Origin of the sequence: Aureliella helgolandensis (genome assembly GCF_007752135.1) — a bacterium.
Taxonomy (GTDB): Bacteria; Planctomycetota; Planctomycetia; order Pirellulales; family Pirellulaceae; genus Aureliella; species Aureliella helgolandensis.
In genome coordinates this window covers 761,088-783,490 of record NZ_CP036298.1, presented here as the reverse complement: position 1 = coordinate 783,490, position 22,403 = coordinate 761,088, and the positions used below count along the sequence as shown (strand labels likewise).

The window sequence follows — 22,403 nt, the reverse complement described above, 5'->3', positions numbered from 1 at the left end:
ACCAAAGCGAGCTACCCCTTGGACGCTAAGGAGATCTACGCGAAGACTACTCGGCATTTCCTTCGTCCGGTGGTGTCCTTGTTGGAGGATCCGAGCGTATCGGAAGTCCTGATCAACGGCCCTGAGACCATCTATTTTGAGCGAGCGGGCAAACTTTCCCACGCTGAAGGCGTGCGATTCCCCAGCGAGGCGGCACTCATGGCAGCGGCGCGAAATATCGCCGAATATGCCGGCCGTTCACTCGCACATGGTGAGCACAGCATGGATGCCCGCCTGCCTGACGGATCGCGAGTCCATGTGATTCTCCCACCCAGCTCGCGGGTCGGCGTCTGCATCTCGATCAGAAAATTTAGCCAGTCGTCGCTCGACCTAGATCAACTCGTCCAATGGGGAACCCTCTCGGCCGAGGCTCGAGAGTTTTTGGCAATCGTGGTGAAATTGCACCGCAACATTGTGATTGCCGGCGGTACGGGATCGGGCAAAACCTCACTCCTCAACGCCCTTTCCTCAGAAATATCCCCCGACGAACGGATCGTGGTGATTGAGGACAGCTCCGAGCTACAACTCACCCAAGCCCACACGATCTACCTTGAAGGGCAGCCTTCAACACCCGATGGCGATCCCGCCGTGACCATTCGCGATCTGTTCGTCGATTCTTTGCGGATGCGGCCCGACCGGATCATCGTGGGCGAAGTGCGACGTGGTGAAGCACTTGATCTCGTCCAATCGATGATATCAGGCCATAGCGGAGCGATGACCACGGTGCATGCCACCACGGCCCGCGATGCGGCCATTCGACTCGAGACGTTGAGCATGATGGGGGGCGTAAATTTACCGGTCCACGTCGCACGCGTGCAAGTCGCATCGGCCATCCACCTCGTCTTGCAAATCATGCGTTTTCCCGATGGAAAACGCCGCGTACACGCCATTTCAGAATGCCTGGGGTTGGACGAGCAAGGGGAATACCGCTTCCAAGATATCTACCGCTTGCAAATGGAAGCCATGGGGGAAGACGGACAGACCCGCGGCACGCTCGAAGCCACTGGGGCCATCCCCTCCTTCTCAGACCAAGTTGGCATGCTGGGGCTCCAACCTCTCGTGAAGAGGACACGCAATATTTTTCCAGCCCCGCTGTAACACCTGGCATCAAGGTGCGAATAAGGGGCAGGCCAATCCAATCCCTCCCCTCTCACTGACCAACCTAGTACCGTCAAGGAACTTGCTGATGAGCCAATCCCCACCAAATACAACGCTGCGTTCCTTTCACGATGACGAAGATGGTTTGGAAGCCATTCAAGTGGTCATGATCGTCGCCATCGCCGCTATCGTCATGATCGCAGTGATGACCATTGGGCAAGAGGTTTTTGATTGGTTGAAAGAGAAGTGGAATCAACTCAAGGGTGAAGATATTGGCTAAAGGCCCTAGACATGAATGCAAACCATCGGTCCCCCTTGGGCGCGGCCGCCCCACGAAGGCGTGCGCTCTACTATGGCCTCTTTACCGTCCTGCCACTTGCCTTGCTACCCGCTTCCATTGCCCTAACGCCGCTCTCCGTTGGGTCGATGTTGCTGTTGGTTTTATTGCTTGTGTCGGCTGCCACAGACTTGCGGCATCGAAAAATCTACAACTGGCTTTCCTATCCGGTGTTTGGTTGGGCAGTACTATTGAGTGGCCTCGGAACACTTGCACCTGCAGCGTGGGGGCTTGAGCCGTTGCTAGATTCCGTCTTGCCACTTGGAGAGTGTCTGGCGGGAGGTCTGGTCAGCGCCGGCGTGATGCTGGCGATCTACAGCGTCGCCGGCGGAGGTGCTGGTGATGTGAAGCTAGCGATCGCAATTGGAGCGTTGGTAGGTCCCGAACTCACGCTCTGGGCTATCGCTGTTTCCTACCTCCTGGCAGCCAGCTTTGTGACCGTGGACAGTTTACTAACGCGGCGTCTACGCCTACTCGGCCCCGCCACGTTGCGTTTGCTCGGTGCGCAGTTGGCGCCCGAACGCGTCCAATCTCCCACCGCGGAACAGAGACGTTTCCTGCGACGCCCCATACCGCTGGCGGGATTCTTCGCGGTCGGTACGTTGCTCGTCGTCATGGGATCGTAGCATGCCGCCGATGCACACTTCCCCCACGGCCTCCCCTGCAAGACCGTTGCGACACTGTACTTCATTGCGGCGGCGCGGCGCCGCCGCCATCGAAGTGGTGCTGGCCACCGCCGTGACACTCCCCCTAGCTGTCGTGATCTTCTTCCTAGGAGCCCAAATATGTGGCTATGTGTTTCGCGCGTTGGGCGGCTTGCTCACGATGCCATTCCTGTGAAGGGTACGCTGAATCTACACCGCTGGCGCCGCTTGCATCGCGACGAGTGCGGTGGAGCCTACACGCTATCCTACGTGATGGTCATCCCATTTTTGATGCTGATCATCTGTTTGATCGTTGAGTCATGCCTCATGCTCTCCGCAAAATTGGGAACCGTTTACGCCGCCTACGCTGGTGCCCGCGCAGCCAGTGTATGGAGCAGTGCCACCGATTGGAATCAAGCGCAAGATCGTATCGAGAAGGCTGCAATTCAAGCAATGGTCCCCTTCGCGAGTGGATCGGCCAGCAATTCCGGTTCGCCCCCTGAATTTGCGGAAGAGTATCAGACGGCGTATGACAGTTGGGCAACCAATCCGGTATCGGCCAACTACGTTCGCTCAAAGTTGGCCAATGCCGCTAGCCAACTGACCGTCCATGTCGTCGACAGGCCAGCCAGGTGGGACTCCGATATCGAGGTGAAAGTGCAATACAACTTCCCCTTCCATGTCCCAGGAGTTGGACAGCTGCTGGGGCAAGCCAGCGGTTCTGGCGGCTACGTTTTTCCACTGACGAGCACCGCGATTGTCCCCAATGATGGCCCTCAAAATGCAACTCAAGATTTAGGGATTGGCTATGGAAAACAGCAGTAGAGGCAATCCCGACAGGTCCCGTCAGCCCGCAGTACGCAGTGGACGACGCCCGCCTCATCCGCAGGCAAGCCGCTCAGGGAAAAGCCGTTCCGACCAACGGCAGGGAAAAATAACGTTGCTAGGCATCATCTTGCTATTGGCTATGGTGGTCATGGCGGGCATGCTGGGCAACGCAGGCCATACGACAAATCAAAAATTGGAGTGCCAGCATGCGGCTGATGCAGCGGCATTTTCCACAGCGATGTGGCTCGCTCGGGGCATGAATGCCATTACGACCTGCAACCACTTGGTGGGGGAAGCGACCACACTGAGCGTTATACAAGATGCCATTGGCGGGCCCGAATTGACGCTCGGGTTGAAGAAGCAGACCAGCGAGAATCAACAAATCGACGCGTTGCTTCGCCCCCTGGGAGTCTCTTCGCCGATCGGAAGAATTCCTTCGCCCTATGTTCCGCCACCACTGACTTCCATTGATCGACGCATCATTGACCTTGTGGTGAAACGCACCTCGCCCCCTTCGAACCTTGCGTCGACGGCGTTTGCCACCCTCTACGACTCTCGCATGACACTCAAACGAAAGCTGGCGGGTTGGCTGGTTGCCAAGAGCGTAGCGAACATCGCCTTCCTCGTCCCCCCACCGTTTGGTTACGTCTCCGCGCCCTTTGCATACGCGGCCCACATTGCAGCCACCGCACAAATCGTTTTGATTGGCAAGGAATGGTTGCTCCTGGCTGTGTTGGAAAAGTACGCATTGGTAGCAGCACCGATTCACAAGAAAGTTATTGACGAACAACTCATTCCAACTCTGGCCGAATTTGGGCTGCAAATCGCGGGCATTGATGCAGATTCGGGCAGCGTTCCCGAGGAAGACAACTTGGTCCGTCGCGCAATCACGCGCACGCTGGCGTCCACCCAAGAGAATCACCGCGTCGAGCTGGAGAGCTTTCCGACGCCCACTCAAATCCAACTGCCTGTTGTGCTTGCGCCACCACCTAACCTCCAAGGTCACAGCGGTACTTGGCCTGAGGGTTGGGGAGAAGACAAGGCGACTCCCCTGCCATCGCTAACCCAGGAGCTGGATCGAGTCGAGCGAGAATTGGACCGCGCGGTCAGCAAGATCACCAAGCAAATTCGCTCGGCAGCCCAGAACATCGAAGCCCTGGAGTCGCTCCAGGAAGAAATTCAGAAACGCATCGACGCTGATGGCGTGGAGCAGCCCGCATTAGGCGAGCTGGAAGCCGAGAAAAAGTTGCTCGACCAAGCAGTGGCTCAGATCACCGAGCAAGTCGATGAGTACTCAGACCGGCTGGCATCGATCGCCGAACAACGAAACGCACTCTCCGACTCAATCAGCCAGATCCCGATAGGTGACTCTCAGAATTTGAGCTTAGATCATATCCCCACTTCGATGGATCCCCACCAGGAGCGGAGTGCACAGTGGGTGCTGGCGGTGGCGCCCAATCTAGATGCGCTCCGCGCTCCGCTGCTTGGCTTGTGTGAAACGCATCTGAAGATCAGTAGCGCTGCTGAGCATTTCACGAAGTGGACCAATCGCTACGCCTTGATCAAAGCGTGGCAATTTCGCAGCGGTTACCGTCTCGTCAAAGCGGGTACCGCGTCAGCCCGGTGGGATAAATCGAAAGCACCCTTACGAATGCTCGTCATGCCTGAGACCTACCGGGAGCAGGCAGTCGAACCCCACAAAGGGAACGAGCTTTGGACCCGAGGCAATCAGGCTGGCTTCGATGCCGCAGAGCAGTTGTTTACCGTGGCTGCGTTCGTGAGACGCGAGTATCAACCCCTCTTTTCTCCCAGTGTGTTCCCGGCGCCACAAGCCAACGGGCTCATCGCGTTCTCTCAAGCCATCGTCTACAACGCGAATCGCCAATTGGCCTCTTCGGGGACCTTGAGCCAACAACCGGAGATCGGCTGGGATACGCTCAACTGGGCCGAGGCCAGTGCAGCCCCCGAGTGGGGCGCTGCCCCCAAACGGGCCAGGACGCGTTGGCCTTGGGAGATCATAGACTCCCTCGGTGGCGATGCGTTGGTTCAACTCAATTGGCAGCCGAAACTCATTCCAGTAACTGCATCCCGACTGAAAGAGGCTGTCGCAGACCTTCCTTCAGAAATGCAGACCGCCGTCGAGATGGCAATCGATCATCCCACGCTGATCACCCATTAGCGTGCCTTCCTCTCCCACTTAGCCACCACGTTCCCTAAGGGCGCGATTTGTGAAGTATTAGAAAAGTCATCCTGCGACTGTAACACTCTGCGTAGGCCCGCGAACAAGGTATATCAGTTCGCGCCGACTGGTTGCCAGCCTCGCGCCCAACCAGCCTCGCGCCCAGCCAACCTCGCCCTGAGCCTCGACGGCCTCCCTATTGCATAACAATGCCACAACCTGCTTCCAAACAACTGCGTTCCCCAAGAGTGCTCGGCGTTGCGACTCTTGAGCTGATACTCATTTTACCACTCATCTTATTGATGTTCGTGGGCATTGTGTGGTTGGGGTTTTCGATAATTGGTCAAGCAACGGTTGCGGTCGAGGCTCGGGCGGATGCCTGGCGGGCTCGATTCGGAGCGTGGAATCACCGGCCTCTCGACTTCTTTTCGGAAGAGGTTGTCGAGCGAAGCGCCAGCGATCGGATTGAAGTCACTCCGGTATTAAGCTCTGAAGATGGCCCAGAGTCGAAGCATAGTGTCCAGTCGGGTCCATGGGACCATCGCAATGTTCCGTTTCGTTCGATGCCGAATTGGCAGATGTATGCAGATGTCGGAATTGCCGCCAAGACCGCTGGTGTGCAAGCTACCTATGAGGATGCGCGCAACCAAATCCAATCTCTCCAGTCTACGGGAGACGGACTTCTAGCCGCCATGTTTGCGGAGATCGCCGAGTTTCTGGACAGTCCCGGAGCACTTTTCGATGGCAGCGCTCCAAGTGCTCAGGAACGCGTCGAACTCGATGGGCAACTCGAGCTCCAAAAGCTCGAGGGAGCCATCCAGGATCTGAAACTGGCTCAGCAAAAGGCACGCCGAGAACTGGATGAATTGAAAGAGACCGAAGGCGATGCGGAGGAACACCGCATTTGGGTTCGTGAGAAAATTCTAGAGCGAATTAAACTGCAATTGCGATGGCTCGAAGCCATGAGGGATGAAATAGACCGATGAACGATCTGATAAAAGTGTTCTTGGCGGTCGCCTTGGGACTGGCCGCTGCAGGCATCAATTGGCTGTACTTGGCTGGGCAGAGTCGTCCTACGAGCTACATAGCCATCGCCCAACCTTTGAAGCGGGGAGCCAAGATCGAGGCCGACTCGCTGATGGCGATTCCCATCCCGGGAGACGAAGAAAAACTTCGAAAAACGTTGATCCCCTACGCCAAACGCTCCATCTTGCTAGGCCAGCGCACGTCGCGTATCTACGCATCGGGGGATATCTTTTTCGCAAGTGATCTCAGCCCTATTGTTGAGAAAGAGCAATGGGAAGTCATCGGCCCCTTTGAGTTGATCAGTGTGGGAGAACGCTTCAAACAATCGGGCGACGCCATGAACCAGACCGCCAGCACCCAAGGAAATACCGTCACGATTGCGGTCAATGCTGACTTCGACGAACAAGCGAGTCGCCTGTTGAACGTCGTCGCACAGGAGCGCGGCAGTCGTGGAGAGGCAGACACGGCGGAAATCATTGCGGTCCAAGTAGTCCCGCCCAACTCGATTGCGTCTCATCCAAATCTTCAAGGACGCTCTGCGACGGCCAACGTCGTCTATCAAACGGTTTCCTTAGACGGAATCGCCAACGTCCCCAGTGTGTTGCTCGAAGGAGACTTCATACGATTTGTCATGCCCGGTCTGTAGTTGCCCTCCTCAAGAATGCCCAGCTATTTCGAAACTCAGAAACTGGAAACTCTGTAACTGTGAAACTCTGTGGACGTTAGGTCGCAATGCGAATTTGGTTCAACAATGTTGTAGACACGCAACGTCGCGTGCTTGAAGTTCAAGGAAATCGCGTGCGCATTGGTCGCGCTCCGGAAAACGACCTGGTGCTGCACAGTCCCTACATTGCTGACGAAGCGTTGGTTCTTTCCCAAACGCGGGATGGCTGGGAACTGCTCGTCCTTGGAATGAATGGCGTCAAGATTGGAGACGAACAACTCGCGACCGGCGCGCGGCGCACGATCGACAAGAGTCTATCACTCGAATTATTTCCCTACACACTTACCGTCGACTTGCCTCACGCCGAACAGGTAGCCGAGAGTATTGAACTCCAACAGCAAGACGAAGAGATGTCGACCTTGATTGCTCGCGTCCACCGTGAGTTGTTGGAGCGGATGGATCTCAAACGCGGCGTCGATCGCAATAAGCAAAATGATGACGGCTATTTATTGACGTTGGAACGGCATCTGGAATCGATCGCCGAGTCTCAATTGGAATCGAGCGGCCGAGCCGAACGATTGCAGAATCACATTGCGGGACACGCGCTCCGTGATCAGTTGCTCCAGGCCTTCTCAAATGGCGAAGAGGCTGACGCGGGCGACCCCTCTTCCGTGGAGTTATTGGAAAAGCGGCACTGGAGTCGAATTGTAACGGCGGTCCCGGAACGCGAGAACGAGATGGAGACGACCGCCAAGTACATTGAGAAACTGATCGACTTGGACCCATTGCTTACTGTTGCATCCGAGCGGATGGAAGCAATTGGAGAGCGGTATTGGAAAGCTTGGGGGCAGGTGCGATCGAAAGTCCACCACGACTTCAAACGCTATTTGACGCTGCGCCACTTAAAGAAGGAGATTAAGGACATCGTTTTCGGGTACGGCCCACTGGAAGACTTGCTGCGAATGCCGTCAGTAACCGAGATCATGGTCGTCGATCGTGAACGAATCTACGTCGAGATCGGCGGTGTGATCAAGAACTCGGGCCGCCGCTTCATTTCGGATGAAATCGTCGAGTCCATCATCCAACGCATTGTGGGGAAAGTGGGCCGCAGAATCGACAAATCGCAGCCGCTGGTCGACGCCCGCCTACGCGATGGCAGTCGTGTCAATGCGGTCATCCCACCGTTGGCGGTGAATGGTCCCGCCTTGACCATCCGCAAGTTTCCCGAGCGGCAAATCACCATCAGCAATTTGATCGCACTGGGCTCCTTTAGCGAGACCATCGCGAACTTCCTGAGAACCCTAGTCCTCGCCCGACGGAATATCATCGTATCTGGTGGCACGGGGACCGGCAAAACGACACTGCTGAACTGTCTTAGTGACTTCATTCCAGACCGCGAGCGAATCGTGACGGTGGAAGATACAGCCGAGTTGCAACTGACCAAACAGCACGTGGTCCGACTAGAAACCAAAGTAGCTAACGTCGAAGGAGCCGGTGAATATACGATTCGTGACTTAGTACGCAATGCTCTGCGGATGCGTCCCGACCGCATTGTGGTGGGGGAGTGCCGGGGCGCAGAAGCGCTTGACATGTTGCAGTCGATGAACACTGGCCACGACGGCTCTCTTACGACCGTCCACGCGAATGATGCGCACGACGTTCCGATGCGATTGGAAGTCTTAGTCCAGATGGCCGCCGATCTACCAATCACTTCGATCCATCGACAAATTGGCTCAGCAATCGACATTATTATTCAACTCCAACGGATGCGAGATGGCCGGCGGATCGTCAGCCAGATCACCGAATGCGTAGGAGTGAATGCCGTTACGGGAAAATTGCAACTGCGCGACCTGTACCTACTGGATGAGAGTCAGACGCTACAACCGACCGGACAGCTCCCTTCCTTCGTTGGCGAACTTCTGCAAGGCGGCATGCTCGACCTGGAAACATTTTATCAATAGGATTTTTTCATGGCGGAACTCACTTCAGCCTTGCTGTTCGCTTCGGTCTTCCTCCTCGTTATGGCCCTGAGCTCGCTTTGGAAGCGTCTTTCTACCAGCTACATCTCGCAACAGATTGCCTCCGCCAAGGCACTTTCGATGGATCAAACCAAGATCGACCAAGGCATGGCATGGTGGGGAATCAGCTTGGGCGTCAACCTTCTCGTCAGCTGGTTGTTAGGCATGCTGTTGATTGGCGTGGCCACCACCGGATTGCTCTTAGCCGCACCACGCTGGATACTCGACTGGAGAATCCAACGTCGGCGAGAACTGCTGCGCGACCAGATGGTGCAGTGTGCGGTAGCTTTGGCCAACTCGGTCCGAGCTGGACAGTCGCTATCCGATGGGCTGGAGACAGTCAGCGATGAGCTCCCTCAGCCCCTGGCACTTGAGTTGAAGCAAATCGTGGCCGAGTACCACCATGGCCGGCCATTGGCCGAGGCTCTGCAAGAAGCGAAAAGACGCCTGAAGATCGACAGCTTTTCACTGTTTGTCTCAGCAATCGTGGTCAACTTGGACCGCGGTGGGAAAGTGACCGAATCGTTAGAACGCATCAGTCGTTCGCTGCAAGAGAATCAACGCATCGAGCGGAAGCTGCAAGCGGAGACAGCCAGTGGTTGGCGAGTGGTGTTGATTCTAGCCGCCTTCCCGCTGCTGTTCTTGGGTGGTTTTTACGTATTGCATCCCGAGGGTACATCCATGGTCTTCCAAACGCTCATCGGACAAGGGGTACTACTGTGTGTTATGGGGCTGGTGTTTGTTAGCGTGTGGTGGAGTCGCAAGATTCTTACGATGGACGCTTAATGGAAAGTTGGCTGTCGTCGATGCTGCCAAGTTGTGGGCACTTGCGGGGCACGCTCCCGCGGTAGCCCGCCTCGCTGCCTTTTCTCAGCGCGTCGCTTCATGAGTGCCCGGCAAGCCACGGTGCGGTTGAAGAGTCGCAGCTTCTACCAGTCTGCCATTTCTGGCTCGGTAAACGGCAGAGACTAGCTCACCTAAACCTCGCTCGCCCCTAGGAGGCTGGCGTCCGCATGCGATCGATGGCTGCATGGCAGTACTGCAGCAGCTCCAGGTCAGCCAGTTCGGTCTCAATTTCGTCGAGCGAATCGGAGGAGAGGGTATCTGCGATCGACTGAATCAGATGTTTTGCGAATCGCTCACGTGCGCGATGCAGGATCACTCGCAAGCGAGTGGAGGTTACGACTTCCCCTAAGACATTGCCTAATTTTTCCGCCAACTCGGCAGAACGCAACTGCGGATTCTCAACGCGCATGCGCAAGACCGTCATCCACGGCTTTCCTGAAACGTCCTCTTCCTCCGCTAAAAGCCGCCAAGAACGGCTCAGCATCTCGTCTCGCCAAACGGTCTGAAACTCACAATCGGGGCCTTCGACGCTGGTTGCAGCGGCAGGCTCAAACGCTTCCAGGTCTAACTGAACGGCAGGCTTCCGCGTCAACTTGCGGTAATGGTCGGCCACCAGTCGCTCTAAGACCGTTTTTAGAAATCCGCGAAATCGCCCTTTCTGTTCATGCGCGTTGCGGAAGTCACCGCGCAGGAACTTTACAGCAAACTCCTGGTAGGCGTCGTCGGCCGCATTGCGATCGCGAAACGCTCCCCGTAGATACCGCTGAATGGCCGTCCCATAACGCGTCAGAAGTTCGCGTTGGGCCGACTGTCGCTCCAAATCCACGCCGTCGTGCGCGTGGTAGACCATCGACCACAAAGTTTCAATTTGGCTCAATCGATCAGGGGCAGTCATCGCGTACCGAAAACGGGTGGACAGAGAGATTGGGCGTGCCCCTATGTTGGCATACATCGCCTTGAGAATCCACCGCTTTACGTCACGACCTGGAATTACCTCCTTTTTGCCAAGTTGAACCCTGCAAACTGAACCATTGGAAGCCCCACAACGTACTCAACAAACTTACCGCTTCCCCTTCTTCGTCGGCCCCTTAGCCAATTCCCTGCAGCGGGACGCGGAAGGCGAACCGGGATTCTCCCACCGTCGTCAACAGCGTCGTCCGCGGTACAATACTTCGCAGGACTACCCTCCTGGAGGGGCAGCAAGTGATAAGAATCCTTGCTCGCTGGCTGGGAGTGGACTACGACCAGTCTGGATTGTTCCCAAACTTCCCTACTTAGGTAAATTCTGATGCGTTTGCTCCTTGCCACCCTTTTGATCCTTCCCTTCAGCCTTGGCTGCAATGACAGCGCCGTTCCAGAGCTTTCCACAGCCAGTTCCGGCACGACCGTCACCCCGGAGACTTCTCCCAGCCCGGAACCTGCTGCAGCAGGTGGAATTCAATTGACCCCGGATAACACGACGATTGCTTTCGTCGGATCGCACGTCAGCGAAGAGCAGCCAGATCCGAAGGCACGACATGGAAAGTTCAAGAAATTCGTTGGATCGGCGACAGTCACCGACGGTAAACTAGTTGCGTTGCAATTGGAGATCGAAACCAGTTCACTCGATACCGAAATTGACGACCTCAATTCCCACTTGAAGAACGCCGACTTCTTCGACGTCAACGAACATCCCAAGGCCAAATTCACAAGCACTTCGATCGAGGAAACCGAAGACGGCAAGGCCACGATCACGGGCGATTTGGAGCTACTCAAAGCGAAGAAATCTATCACCTTCCCTGCGACGCTCAACACCGCAGAGGGACTTGAGTTGTCGGCCGATTTCGTGATTGATCGCACCGAATTCGGAATGACCTACGGAGAGGGCAAAGTCGAGAAGGAAGTTGCGATGAGCGTCAATGTGAGTGCGAAATAGGGTGCCATTTACAGTTACGGAAATCGTCTTCGGCGCAGTTCTGCCGCTCATCGTCACCTGGGTGTTGGTGGTATTGGCGGGCTGCACCCTCTCCAGCCGACTCCGTCGACTGGCGGCTCCTCTAGCATGGATTGCGGGGCTGCATGTCGGTTACTGGTCGCTAGGCTTGGGCCCCGCTGCTGCGGAGGCGCACTGGCACTGGATTCCCTATGTGATTAGTGCTGCCGCCGTTCTGTCGATAGTGGTCGCCCTCTGGTTCCACGGCAGCCGGGGGGACGGTCGAATCTGGGCCAGCGTCTGTTTTTTTGCGTTCGCAGCAGCGTGTGGCTACCTCATCATTCCCACGTGGGAAAGCTTGCAACCGTCGCGCAACGTATACATGTTTGTCTGGCCACTACTGGCCACTGCGGTCTTCTACTACGCCAGCAGTGCCGTGCGACGTGGTAGAGCAGCGGCGGGAGACTCCTCAGAGACCAACGTTTCTGCTTTGCCGAATGCTACGGCCTTGGCAGATTCCGGAACCGCGGGTGCGGACGCGAGAGACGCTCTGTCGCACCGCAATCTAGCGATCCTAAGCTGGTTGATTTTTGCCGCCCTATCGATCGTACTACTCCTCTCCGGGAGCCTCCGTTTCTCGCAGATGGCGCTATCCATGTCGGCAGCTAGCGCCGGCCTGTTCCTTGCCAGTCTGATGCGGCCACGCCATGTAGAATATGGTTTGACGTTGTTTCCGATAGTGCTCGCCCTGTGCAGTCTATTGTTCATCGGCAAGATCAACTCGTTTAGCAAGGTTCCACTGGCATCGTACCTACTGCTACCGGTGGCCTGGGTCGGCCTGGAGGCAGCTATCTTGGCGCGCACCCGGGATTGGCCAGCTTGGTCACAAACGCTTTCCGTTGTAGTGGTAGCAGCCCTGATTGCCGCTTGCTCCGTTGGCTTGGCGGCTTGGTACGTCTACGGCCCTTCGGCGACCTAAGGCAGCGGGCTGGTAGGCAGGCAGGGGAGGGTGTCTCCCTCTCTTCCAATTATCGCGGTTGCTGTGGCCCCAAAACTTCCGTTGGCAGCTCTGGCAGCACCCGTCCAGCGTCGATTCCCGACGATGTCAACATGCGGCTGATGCCGGTCATTAGGCGATGCCATTCGTCGATCATCTGAGGAACCTCAAAGGCTCCCGCTTCACGGCGTCCAGCACCAATTTCGCTGACCGACACCACAGTGCTCAAATGCAGCAGGGCTTCCAGCACGACATGGTCACGGCGATCCTGCTCGCTTAGATCGGCATCGTCATAGATCCAAATATGAGCCGCCATGACTTCGTCGATCAACCGCATCGCTGCGTGGCGGGCCGAGGGAGCAGAGATTGTAAGAGTGTGTGAACCGCAGGTTGCATAGAACTTAGACATCGTGGACGCTTCCTTGATCGAGCGATGGGGGCGAACAGTACCAATGTCGGACAATGAGTGCTTCGATCAGCACTCCTTTGCCTCGACATGGGTATTATCGCAACCCCCAGGACACCTTCGGTCCCATCCCCAAAAATCTTTGCGAAAGCTAGATTTGTGGCGGTTTGTAACGACACGATTTCCTAATTTCTAAGGCAATTCTCGAATGCGGATATTCTTGAACTCCACCGGAGCCCCCTCCGACTCCAGGCAAATATGCCCCGTGGCTGGTTCGGCTCCGTTTCCCCCAGAAACCTCCTCGCCATTGACCCACAAGCGGACCTCACCATTGATCGCGCGGACGTAATAGTGATTCCACTGCGGTGTCGGGCGGCTCAAATTTTTGCTCGGAAAACTACGATTGCCGTTGGGAGAAAGGGGTGGGAAGGGTTTTAGGCGGCTGGTGCCAACCGGAAAGATGTCTCCATGCGTACTAAACCAATCTCCCTTTTTCCCGGAGGACGATTCGTATTTTTCCGTGTAGCCATGGTCGAGTACTTGAACCTCAATTCCAGATTGTGGCAAACTCCCCGGTTTCAGATCCTGCATGCCGGCGGGAGAAGCCCAAATGAAGAAACCGGAATTGCCACCGCTGGACAGGTGCCGCCACTCCGCCATGAGTTCAAAATTCGTGAACTGCTCTTTTGTGCGCTCGACGCCCACGGGCAGCCCTGTACACTTGGCTAAATTTCCTTCCCAAGTCCAAGTGTTTTCTTGTAAGTTCACGAGCTCAAAATCGTCTTCCAATAAGGTTCGCCAACCAGGGCCTGTTCCGTCGAGGAACGCTCGAGGAATTTCCGCTGCAGCTCCGACTTTGTCCTGCGCTACTGCCGCGGTCGAACCGGCCAACCAAACACAACTTGCCAATGCCAAGGAACGCGCCAGTTTAGCTAGCACGGTTCGGCGAAGTAGGGGGAGCGTATTGCACATGAAAACTAACATTCTTTCGCTTTATGACGTCGTTCAGAAAAAAAACCGATCCCGGCAAAAGCCAGATAAGGTGTCCGCCATTGTAGACTGCTTTCCGAGGCCATGCGATTCGGAAGACGGGTCAACGTCCGGCGTTTCCACCCACGCGGCATGTGCGTCTCATGCCCACCACGCAATACGGTGCTGGGGACATGCGGAGCTGGGCACACAGCCATTCTCCCCATTCCATCAAAAGCACGAGTTGCGGATCTCCCCAGCCCTCAGCTACCACGCACCACGCAATCGTCCCCAAACGCAATCGCTAAAACGCAATCGCCAAAACGCAATCGCCAAAACGCAATCGCCAAAACGCAATCGCCAAAACGCATCCGCCCTAAACAGGAATATTTCCCATGACAACTGCGACTACACAAAGAATGGATGAAGTCCTTCGTGAACAGTTTGGTTTGAAATCATTCCGCGACGGTCAGCGGCAAGTCATCGAGCGACTGCTAGCGGGGAAATCTGCGGCCGCCGTATTCCCGACCGGTGGTGGGAAATCGTTGTGCTACCAATTGCCCGCCGTGCTGCTCGACGGTTTAACCCTAGTCGTCTCCCCCCTGTTAGCCTTGATGCGTGAGCAAGTCGACAGCCTGATTGGCAAGGGCATTAAGGCCGCGCGTCTTGACTCCTCGCTCTCTGCCGAAGAAGCGCGACTCGTCATGCAAGAGGTTCGCAACGGCACCACCAAGTTGCTCTACGTGGCGCCAGAACGCTTCTTCAATGAGCGGTTTCGAGATTTCATTACCGATATCCCCATTGCAATGTTTGCGATCGACGAAGCCCATTGCATTTCTCAGTGGGGACATAACTTCCGCCCCGACTACCTAAAACTGGCCAAGATCTCCAAGCAGCTCGATGCACAACGGATCCTAGCACTAACCGCGACCGCCACGCCCGCAGTACTGGACGACATACGGCGTGAATTCTCCATAGCACTTCAAGACGCGATCCTAACCCCCTTCTATCGCTCGAATCTGACACTGCGTTTTACGCTTGCAGACGAACGCTCTCGCGACGCGACGCTCGTGCAGCGACTAAAGGAAGCCCCAGCACAACCTTCACTGGTGTACGTAACGCTTCAGAAAACCGCCGAGGAGGTTGCAGAGCGTCTGCAGGCCAGCGGGCTTCCCGCACATGCCTACCACGCGGGCATGGATGCTGAAGAGCGGGCAAGGGTTCAAGATCTTTTCATGTCCTCACAAGACGCAATCATCGTGGCCACGATCGCGTTTGGGATGGGTGTCGACAAATCAAACATCCGTGCCATCTACCACTACAACCCCTCGAAATCCCTCGAAAATCTGGCTCAAGAAATTGGCCGGGCTGGCAGGGATGGTGAACCAGCCGTTTGTGAATCGCTGCTGGTCCCCGAAGACCGAGTCGTGCTCGAAAACTTTGCCTACGGCGACACTCCCAGCGTCGGTTCCGTCCGACGCTTTGTGGAATTCTTAGTCGGGCAACCTGAAAACTTTTTTGTCAGCTACTACTCGCTTGCCCACGAAGCCGATATGCGAGATTCTGTCGTGCGGACCCTCATGACCTATCTTGAACTAGAGGAATTCCTCGTCGGTACGGCGCCGCGCTACGAGTCCTACAAGTTCAAGGCACGTGTCCCCTCGTCACAGATTCTGGCCCACTTTGAAGGGGAGCGTAGAAGTTTTGCGGCCTCCGTCTTAGCCTTGACGGTCAAGAAACGGATTTGGTTTGAGATCAGCCTGCCGCAAGCAGCCAATCGCCTCAAATGTGACAGAGCCCGAATTGTCAAAATGCTCGACTTCTTCGCTGAGAAGGGCTGGATTGAACTGCAGGTTAGCGGACTCGTGCACGGCTACCGCAAGCACCAGCCCATCGCCGACATCGAAGAGCTCACTCAAGAACTCTACCAATATACGCTCGATCGGGAGATCGGAGAGCTCGGCAGACTCAACGAATTGTTCGAGTTGATGTGCTCAACAGATTGTCAATGCGGCGGACTATCACAGCATTTTGGACAGCCACTGGCATCCCCCTGCGGCCACTGCTCGGCCTGTGAAGGGCAGGCTATCGAGGAATTACCTGAACCGGATTACCCGCGCATCGGTGACTCGGCGCTCACGGCAGTCCGACAGCTGAGCAAAAAGCATCCGGAACAACTCGGAGATGCCCGCAGCCAGGCAAGGTTCCTATGTGGCATGACCTCACCGCGCATGGTTCGAGCGCGACTGTCCCGCGATGCCATGTTTGGCTGTTGCAGTGCGATCCCGTTCGACCGCGTCCTGGAAAGCCTTTTGGGATGAATGGCGTTCCCGCAATCAGCGGTGGGATTCCTCCCACGCATCATCCCAAGGCGTTACGGAATAAAGTTTTTGAGGTAGCGATAGCTCTGGCGCAATGAGTCTTGTCGGTCCTCCAGAGAGCCCTCGTAGGCGCGATCTTCGACTTCCACACAAACCGGACCGCGATAACCGGTGTCCACCAAAGTCGAGAAAAACTTGCCCCAATCAACATCGCCCAGTCCGGGCAACTTGGGAGTGTGGTACTCAGCCGGATGAGCCAGAATCCCAACCTCATTTAGTTTTTCATGGTCTATCCTGACATCTTTGGCGTGCGCGTGGAAGATCCGCGAGGCGAAATCACGCATCGGCTTGAGATAATCCATATGCTGCCAAATCATATGCGAGGGATCGTAGTTGAGCCCCAAATTGGGACTCCCCAAATCTTCGAACATACGCCGCCAAATTGCTGGAGTCGTCGCCAGGTTTTTGCCACCAGGCCACTCGTCTGCAGAAAAGAGCATCGGGCAATTCTCGATTCCTATCCGCACCTGATGCTCTTCAGCTAATGCCACAATGGGCTTCCAAGTCTCCAACATGCGCGGCCAATTCTCCTCCACACTTTTTGTGAAGTCGCGACCAATAAAGGTGGTAACACGGTCGATTCCCAGGCGTGGAGCCGACTCAATCAAACGCTTTAGGTGCGCAACCGAGCCAGCGGCCTCCTCAACATCGGGAGCAAGGCAGTTGGGGTAGTAGCCAAGGGCGCTAATCGCTACCCCGGTACGGTCCATCAAACTGAGGATTTCTGCAACGCGAGAATCGTCGAGCTGACTGAGGTCGATGTGGGTAATGCCTGCGTAGCGCCGCTCCGCCTTGCTGACTGGCCAGCACATGACCTCCACACAGTCGTAACCGATGGTGGAGGCTAGCGCCAGGACTTCTTCTAGCGAAAGCTCAGGAACGATAGCACTTGCAAAGCCGAGTTGAATCATCGGTAAAGTCCTTAAAAAACAAGCGTGCCATGAGCCATGACACGCGCAAGAGTTTGAATCGCAGTAGGGTCCCAGCGGCAATGGCTAAGCGGCGCGGCGAGCGCTGTTCACCCGTAGGGGTGCTAGGCTGGACCGCTGAGCAATATAACTGACTTGCAAGCTGCCAGACAACTGCTCGAGTGGGTCGCCCGCTTCGTAGTCGAATTGAATCTTCAGACTTCCACCGGCACGAACCTCGAATCCCGTCGGCAATGGCAAGACCAATCCCTGGTTGGGCCAGCTGATCGCACGCTGGCTCGCCATGTCAACATGCATCGAATTTTGCGTCACAAATCGCAGCGCATTGCAATGCCCCGCCTGCCGGATAGGTAACACTTGTTCTTGGCAGAATCGGAATGGAAAGACTTCGTCATAGGAGACGACCGAGTACGGTTCAAGATCCCCTAGCTCCACCGTGGACTCCTGCACGCATTCGAGCGATTGAAACAGGGGAACGGGAGCCCAATAGCCAGCAAAGTCGTAGTCCTGTTCAACGGGCTGAACCATCAGCACCGAGGCCTCCGGAATGAACGTCGGCAAAGCAACGCTTAAACCGAACTTCGCACGGTAGTTCCGCTTGAATGCATCGATGACTTCGAGCTGTTTTTCGCGAAGCAAGCCAACATGCAACATTTCGCAAATCACGACATCGACCGGTTCCGTGGGGACGAAATCAAGCGCATCTTGAAGTACGATCGTGACCGATTCGTGCAATCCATTCTCTCGCAGAAAACAGCCAGCCTTCTCGGCTAGCACTGGATTCCGCTCGACACAAGTCACACGTGCCCCTTGCTGGGCAGCAAAAGAGGAGAGAACTCCCGTCCCACCGCCCAATTCGACCACGTGCATCGAGGGTTGAACCAACCTTGCTATCGCATTCTTGAAACTCTCCAAACGCAGTCGATCCTGCAACATCACGAAATGGTAGTGCAGCGGAATGAACTGCCCCAATTGTCGCTCCTCAAGTTGCCTATCAATTGCGGGCAAGTTTTTCTGATTTCCCAAGGGTGTTCGCCTTCGAACTTGAACGTTGATCTCTGGACAGCGTGCGGCCACACTACGCACATCCCAGGTACGAGGGCAAGGGAGATATTGAGATTTGCATGCGAAACATGCTATGCACCGAGGCATACCCAGTCGAACTGGAACCAGCCTATTTGGGCGAACGTTCAAGCTATCCTCGAAGAGAAGCACGAGTTTGGCCAGCACTACGCCACCCCATCTATTAAACTCGGACAAAGCACGAGCCACCCCGGAAAGCTCGACCGCACCTACCATGCGGTACGAAAGCACTTGAGAATCGGTCCAAAAATGGAGAGTTGAGCTATTGCGGCATCGCACCTCACTGGAGAGACTAAGTTGTAGAAGTCCCACCCCCTCTACCAACTCCGATTGACTCCCTAAAGGGCGAGCGGCAAGAGCGAATTGCCTTCCCCCGCTGAACCTTCGCCCAGTTCTCGTTTTGCGATGCGGTGTGGGGAGGCCCGACTAACAATCTGCGACTCGCTTGGAAAACGGCAAGAATAAGATGACACTTAAAGTTGACGACATCCCCAATCCCACCCCTGCTCAACTGGCAGAACTGCCCCGCGAAATTGGGTTCGTTCCGTCGGTGAACTCCCGTCCCCAGACGCTGACTGCTGGGCAGATCGAGCAATACAATGCACAAGGTTACTTGCTGCCCTTCGATGGATTGGACGCTGACGAAGCTCGGGAACTGCGAGCATTCTTTGATGGCGTCTTGGCCGCATTCATCGAACTCGGTCGCACGAGCTATTCGATCAACACGGCGCACCTGCGATTCGCCCGCATCTACGACCTCGTACAACACCCGAAAATCGTAGATGCGGTTTCAGATCTACTGGGCGACAATGTCGTCTGCTGGGGCTCCCATTTCTTCTGCAAAATGCCCCGCGACGGCAAAAGCGTGCCGTGGCACCAAGACAGTACCTACTGGCCGTTAAGTCCCACCAAGACCGTCACCGTATGGTTGGCCATCGACGATGCCGATCCCGAGAATGCCAACATGAAGTTCATTCCTCGATCTCACCTTCATGGCTTGATCGATTATGACCTATCGCAAGACGCGAACACCGTGCTCGACTTGGCTGTTCAGAATCCCCATTCCTATGGAGAGGGCGAAGTCGATGTGCAATTGAAAGCGGGACAATTCTCGATGCACTCAGATTTGCTACTGCATGGTTCCGAAGCTAACCCGTCCGATCGACGACGTTGCGGATTGACAATTCGCTACGCGGCCGCAGACGTAACGACTTGGTATGATTGGCACAAAAAAGGCTTCGTCGTTCGCGGCAAAAACACCAGTGGTCAATGGGACGCTCCGGGCAAGCCTAGCCACTAGCCGGCTCTACGTTTCTACGGCACGTTACTAAGGCACTGGCGGCACCTCGGGAAACCCAGACAACTCCAAGGGAAGCTCGAAGGGCTCGGCCTCTTCGGCAACGGGTGTTCCCGCATCGATCGTCTCGAAACCCTCTGGATTGGAGGTTGGCCTCAAGGCCTCCAGGTTGGGAGCTATGGGGGCATGCCGCCAATGGGCAGGAAAGTACTCGGTGTCTATTTGCTTGAAGTCGGCGAGGTCTTTCAAGCCTGTGGTTTCGTTGATCCACACGCCATTCTCATCGAGGTACAACATTTCCAAGGCCGCGAATAGCCGCATTTTCTGAACGCGGTATTGGATCCAGTTGGAAATTAAATTGTTCTTCGAATCGAGCATTCCCTGCAAGGCCTGGAGCAGGAACAGGGTCAAATTGGACTCGGCTTGCGTACTGCGTCTGAGATCGATTTGCGCCTGATCCACTTGGCGTGTTGCCGCTACCAACTGCTGCCGCGCAATCTGGAAATTGAGTCGACTCAGTTCCAGTTGCCGCAAAATGGATCGCACTTCATTGGCAACTCGATCGCGGTCTGACATATAGCCGCGACTCGCCTGCTGGTATCGAATCTGGCTAGCGCGATAGGCATTGCGTTCATTGAGACGGTTCAGTGGGCCATCGAACTCAACGCCGACCCGATAGCGATTGGCGGACGAGTCGAAACGAAATGGATTGTTTTTGGAGGGATCGCTTCCCAAGGCGACGCTCCCCGACACACTCAAATCGCTTTCCAGAGCGTCCGCGGCGACTTCCACTTTGCGAAATGCATCCATCACCGTAGCCTTGCTGTTCATTAGATCTAAGCGATTTTGATGAGCAAACGTAATAGCCGATTCCGACTCAATCGCTTGGGGATCAATGTTGATCAGAAACAAACGCACTTGCGTTTGCGCTACGTACAACTCCGAAATATCTTCTCGCAGCCGCTCTCCGACCGCCAGTTGCAAGGCGGACCATGCGGCAATGCGTGGATCAACCTCTTCACGCGGCAGAATCCCCTCAACGTCAGCCTCTTCGAGCGGCTCGGTTCGCTGCGTAATGCGCTCCGCCAGCGAAAGCCGTGGCTTTCCATCCGCAGTTACGTCGGAGGCGGTGAACGGTTGGCCGTACTGCTCCAGCGTTTCCCTCAGTCCCCGGTCAAACGCGGGACGCGCGTTCAGGAGGGTCTTGAGGTCCGACAGACTCTGCTGCGTCCGCTGCGCAAGGGTCAACTGCTGCTGCAAATCGAGTTGGTCGTCTTGCTGAAGGGCGCTTGCCGCGGTCCGCTCCAGTCGGGCTTGCCAAATCGCCAATTCTGCTTCGACCTCCGGTAGCAAGGCATCGACGCGCCCGCGGAGCTGCTCGTACTCGAGGAAGCCTGCCTGCAACACCTCCTCAGGTGCAATGCTTGGAGGAAGAAATTGCACGAGACTCTCGTAGAGCGTCTGAGCTTCAGTCTGCAACTGCAGCAATTCTGGGCTCACGAGTTCAAAAGGCGCGAGTAACGATTCGTCGATCTCCAGCGGGATCCAGGGGGGAAGTCCCAAGTCGAATTTAAAACCATCGAAGGACGCAGCTAGATTCTGCTGGGATGAAAGAAGCGAAAGCCGGCCAGATTGATATTGCTGGAATATCTGGTCGACTTGTATCTGAGACACCATCTCCAGTGAAACCAACAGTTCATGCTCGTCCAAATTGCGGCGCAAATTCTGAACGTTGGCCTGCGAGTTGCGAATGGCTTGCACTTGGGTCAGAAGGCTCAGGTAGCTCGTCGAAATATCGACGTAGTACGTCCGGCGAAATCTCGCAAAATCACGTACGGCATATAGCAAATCTCGCTCAGATTGCGTCAGATTCTCCAACCGCACATGGCGAAAGGCTCCCCGCAGCAGTGGTTGCGTGAAAGAGGTGACGAGGGCAGCCGAGCCCCCTTGAACACCTCCGTTGCCAAAATCCCAAAAAAGACTATTTAGGATACTGGTGGCGAATTGCCCACCGCCGGCCAAGTTGCGCGTCAGCCCGAGCCGGTCGCTGACGACGTTCAGCGAGCGCTGGTCGCCGAGATCGGCACCGGTAGCTGCAAAACTGGTGGATGTTCCCCCAAACCACTGCGTATCGAACTCAAAGCGATTGCCAGAGAGATTCAGTGCAGTGAGGTAAACGCTCTCGAATTGCGTTTGGTAGTCACGACTGTGCAGGAGCGACAGATCGATGGCCAGCGGTTGCGTGAAGGGAATTTGCCCCTCTTCGTTCCGCGGCAGGTAGTCGAGCCAAACCGGGTTCTCCGTGTGGGGGTTGGTGGGGATTGGCCCATAGTACTTCGTGTTCTTCTTCCCGTCGGGAGCATTCATGTACTGGCGAGCTGCCGCATCGTCCTGGGGCTTAGGCCCACAATCCTGCTCCGCGCCCAAGTACATCCGCGACGCGGGCTGAGGCTCCACCGTCTGGGCTGGAACGTTCCACAGCGGGTCGTTCTGACGGCTGTCAATCAAACAATAAGATTCGCTATCTGCGGAATGGCGATACCGGGTGCGCGAACATCCACTCGTCAGAAAACCAGACAGCAGTGCCAGCGCGAGGAGGACACAGTGCTCCCAGCGGACGGGCTCCCAGCGGACGGGCTCCCAGCGGACGGGCTCCCAGCGGACGGGCTTCTGCCCACACTGCCGCTCACCGTCGATCGAAGTGGAAAAAAGATTCATGGCAGCCACAATCCATCAGCAATGAGCTTGTC

At 55.9% G+C, this 22,403-nt stretch carries 20 protein-coding genes; 14 read left to right on the top strand and 6 right to left on the bottom strand.

What is annotated here, in order from left to right:
- Positions 1-18: 18 nt before the first annotated feature.
- The 10 genes from Q31a_RS02865 (at position 19) to Q31a_RS02825 (ending at position 9,619) form a co-directional block, all read left to right on the top strand.
- Entirely contained in the window at positions 19-1,137 is a 1,119-nt protein-coding gene (locus Q31a_RS02865) for a CpaF family protein (protein WP_197356102.1), read from the top strand.
- 88 nt (positions 1,138-1,225) lie between these two features.
- Positions 1,226-1,417, top strand: a complete 192-nt coding sequence (locus tag Q31a_RS02860; RefSeq protein WP_145073716.1) for a Flp family type IVb pilin — start codon at positions 1,226-1,228, stop codon at positions 1,415-1,417.
- An 11-nt stretch (positions 1,418-1,428) separates the two neighbouring features.
- A complete protein-coding gene (locus tag Q31a_RS02855) occupies positions 1,429-2,100 on the top strand; it encodes a prepilin peptidase (protein WP_145073712.1) in 672 nt (223 codons plus the stop codon).
- A 1-nt stretch (position 2,101) separates the two neighbouring features.
- The gene (locus tag Q31a_RS29895) at positions 2,102-2,314 is read left to right on the top strand and encodes a hypothetical protein (protein WP_197356100.1); all 213 of its coding nucleotides are present in this window, start codon (positions 2,102-2,104) and stop codon (positions 2,312-2,314) included.
- Positions 2,260-2,943 (top strand): TadE/TadG family type IV pilus assembly protein, encoded by a 684-nt coding sequence (locus tag Q31a_RS02850; RefSeq protein ID WP_145073710.1) that lies wholly within the window; start codon positions 2,260-2,262, stop codon positions 2,941-2,943. Before Q31a_RS29895 ends, Q31a_RS02850 begins: the two co-directional genes overlap by 55 nt.
- 115 nt (positions 2,944-3,058) lie before the next feature.
- Positions 3,059-5,125: a hypothetical protein gene (locus Q31a_RS02845; protein ID WP_197356092.1), complete on the top strand. Its 2,067-nt coding sequence runs from the start codon at positions 3,059-3,061 to the stop codon at positions 5,123-5,125.
- A gap of 209 nt (positions 5,126-5,334) precedes the next feature.
- The gene (locus tag Q31a_RS02840) at positions 5,335-6,111 is read left to right on the top strand and encodes a TadE/TadG family type IV pilus assembly protein (protein ID WP_145073704.1); all 777 of its coding nucleotides are present in this window, start codon (positions 5,335-5,337) and stop codon (positions 6,109-6,111) included.
- Positions 6,108-6,797 (top strand): hypothetical protein, encoded by a 690-nt coding sequence (locus Q31a_RS02835; RefSeq protein WP_145073701.1) that lies wholly within the window; start codon positions 6,108-6,110, stop codon positions 6,795-6,797. Before Q31a_RS02840 ends, Q31a_RS02835 begins: the two co-directional genes overlap by 4 nt.
- 86 nt (positions 6,798-6,883) lie before the next feature.
- Positions 6,884-8,776: an ATPase, T2SS/T4P/T4SS family gene (locus tag Q31a_RS29890; protein ID WP_197356090.1), complete on the top strand. Its 1,893-nt coding sequence runs from the start codon at positions 6,884-6,886 to the stop codon at positions 8,774-8,776.
- A 9-nt stretch (positions 8,777-8,785) separates the two neighbouring features.
- Positions 8,786-9,619, top strand: a complete 834-nt coding sequence (locus Q31a_RS02825; RefSeq protein WP_145073698.1) for a type II secretion system F family protein — start codon at positions 8,786-8,788, stop codon at positions 9,617-9,619.
- A gap of 208 nt (positions 9,620-9,827) precedes the next feature.
- On the opposite strand, the gene Q31a_RS02820 is transcribed toward Q31a_RS02825, so the two are convergent.
- Positions 9,828-10,574, bottom strand: coding sequence for an RNA polymerase sigma factor (locus Q31a_RS02820; RefSeq protein ID WP_197356082.1), 747 nt, complete (start codon positions 10,572-10,574; stop codon positions 9,828-9,830).
- Between the two features lie 393 nt (positions 10,575-10,967).
- On the opposite strand from Q31a_RS02820, the gene Q31a_RS02815 reads away from it, so the two are divergent.
- Positions 10,968-11,594, top strand: a complete 627-nt coding sequence (locus tag Q31a_RS02815) for a YceI family protein (protein WP_145073692.1) — start codon at positions 10,968-10,970, stop codon at positions 11,592-11,594.
- Between the two features lies 1 nt (position 11,595).
- Positions 11,596-12,570: a hypothetical protein gene (locus Q31a_RS02810; RefSeq protein ID WP_145073689.1), complete on the top strand. Its 975-nt coding sequence runs from the start codon at positions 11,596-11,598 to the stop codon at positions 12,568-12,570.
- A gap of 49 nt (positions 12,571-12,619) precedes the next feature.
- Here Q31a_RS02810 and Q31a_RS02805 read toward each other — a convergent pair whose 3' ends face one another.
- Positions 12,620-12,997 (bottom strand): hypothetical protein, encoded by a 378-nt coding sequence (locus Q31a_RS02805; protein ID WP_145073686.1) that lies wholly within the window; start codon positions 12,995-12,997, stop codon positions 12,620-12,622.
- 189 nt (positions 12,998-13,186) lie between these two features.
- The gene (locus tag Q31a_RS02800) at positions 13,187-13,978 is read right to left on the bottom strand and encodes a 3-keto-disaccharide hydrolase (protein ID WP_145073682.1); all 792 of its coding nucleotides are present in this window, start codon (positions 13,976-13,978) and stop codon (positions 13,187-13,189) included.
- Positions 13,979-14,358: 380 nt separating this feature from the next.
- On the opposite strand from Q31a_RS02800, the gene Q31a_RS02795 reads away from it, so the two are divergent.
- On the top strand, positions 14,359-16,284 hold the full coding sequence (locus tag Q31a_RS02795) for a RecQ family ATP-dependent DNA helicase (protein ID WP_197356080.1): 1,926 nt from the start codon (positions 14,359-14,361) through the stop codon (positions 16,282-16,284).
- 53 nt (positions 16,285-16,337) lie between these two features.
- On the opposite strand, the gene Q31a_RS02790 is transcribed toward Q31a_RS02795, so the two are convergent.
- Together Q31a_RS02790 and Q31a_RS02785 are read right to left on the bottom strand one after the other, a co-directional pair.
- Positions 16,338-17,255, bottom strand: coding sequence for a sugar phosphate isomerase/epimerase family protein (locus tag Q31a_RS02790; protein ID WP_145073680.1), 918 nt, complete (start codon positions 17,253-17,255; stop codon positions 16,338-16,340).
- An 84-nt stretch (positions 17,256-17,339) separates the two neighbouring features.
- On the bottom strand, positions 17,340-18,299 hold the full coding sequence (locus tag Q31a_RS02785) for a methyltransferase domain-containing protein (RefSeq protein WP_231691041.1): 960 nt from the start codon (positions 18,297-18,299) through the stop codon (positions 17,340-17,342).
- 523 nt (positions 18,300-18,822) lie between these two features.
- Here Q31a_RS02785 and Q31a_RS02780 point away from each other — a divergent pair.
- A complete protein-coding gene (locus Q31a_RS02780; RefSeq protein ID WP_145073678.1) occupies positions 18,823-19,656 on the top strand; it encodes a phytanoyl-CoA dioxygenase family protein in 834 nt (277 codons plus the stop codon).
- A gap of 27 nt (positions 19,657-19,683) precedes the next feature.
- Here Q31a_RS02780 and Q31a_RS02775 read toward each other — a convergent pair whose 3' ends face one another.
- The gene (locus tag Q31a_RS02775; RefSeq protein ID WP_145073675.1) at positions 19,684-22,371 is read right to left on the bottom strand and encodes a TolC family protein; all 2,688 of its coding nucleotides are present in this window, start codon (positions 22,369-22,371) and stop codon (positions 19,684-19,686) included.
- Positions 22,372-22,403 lie beyond the last annotated feature (32 nt).

Excerpts from the sequence above, each read along its gene's own strand:
- Q31a_RS02800 (WP_145073682.1), bottom strand. The coding sequence starts at position 13,978 with ATGTTAGTTTTCATGTGCAATACGCTCCCCCTACTTCGCCGAACCGTG.
- Q31a_RS02840 (WP_145073704.1), top strand. The coding sequence starts at position 5,335 with ATGCCACAACCTGCTTCCAAACAACTGCGTTCCCCAAGAGTGCTCGGC.
- Q31a_RS29895 (WP_197356100.1), top strand. The coding sequence starts at position 2,102 with ATGCCGCCGATGCACACTTCCCCCACGGCCTCCCCTGCAAGACCGTTG.
- Q31a_RS02825 (WP_145073698.1), top strand. The coding sequence starts at position 8,786 with ATGGCGGAACTCACTTCAGCCTTGCTGTTCGCTTCGGTCTTCCTCCTC.
- Q31a_RS02790 (WP_145073680.1), bottom strand. The coding sequence starts at position 17,255 with ATGATTCAACTCGGCTTTGCAAGTGCTATCGTTCCTGAGCTTTCGCTA.
- Q31a_RS02855 (WP_145073712.1), top strand. The coding sequence starts at position 1,429 with ATGAATGCAAACCATCGGTCCCCCTTGGGCGCGGCCGCCCCACGAAGG.
- Q31a_RS02835 (WP_145073701.1), top strand. The coding sequence starts at position 6,108 with ATGAACGATCTGATAAAAGTGTTCTTGGCGGTCGCCTTGGGACTGGCC.
- Q31a_RS02850 (WP_145073710.1), top strand. The coding sequence starts at position 2,260 with ATGTGGCTATGTGTTTCGCGCGTTGGGCGGCTTGCTCACGATGCCATT.
- Q31a_RS02775 (WP_145073675.1), bottom strand. The coding sequence starts at position 22,371 with ATGAATCTTTTTTCCACTTCGATCGACGGTGAGCGGCAGTGTGGGCAG.
- Q31a_RS02795 (WP_197356080.1), top strand. The coding sequence starts at position 14,359 with ATGACAACTGCGACTACACAAAGAATGGATGAAGTCCTTCGTGAACAG.
- Q31a_RS02815 (WP_145073692.1), top strand. The coding sequence starts at position 10,968 with ATGCGTTTGCTCCTTGCCACCCTTTTGATCCTTCCCTTCAGCCTTGGC.
- Q31a_RS02780 (WP_145073678.1), top strand. The coding sequence starts at position 18,823 with ATGACACTTAAAGTTGACGACATCCCCAATCCCACCCCTGCTCAACTG.
- Q31a_RS02860 (WP_145073716.1), top strand. The coding sequence starts at position 1,226 with ATGAGCCAATCCCCACCAAATACAACGCTGCGTTCCTTTCACGATGAC.
- Q31a_RS02805 (WP_145073686.1), bottom strand. The coding sequence starts at position 12,997 with ATGTCTAAGTTCTATGCAACCTGCGGTTCACACACTCTTACAATCTCT.
- Q31a_RS02820 (WP_197356082.1), bottom strand. The coding sequence starts at position 10,574 with ATGACTGCCCCTGATCGATTGAGCCAAATTGAAACTTTGTGGTCGATG.
- Q31a_RS29890 (WP_197356090.1), top strand. The coding sequence starts at position 6,884 with ATGCGAATTTGGTTCAACAATGTTGTAGACACGCAACGTCGCGTGCTT.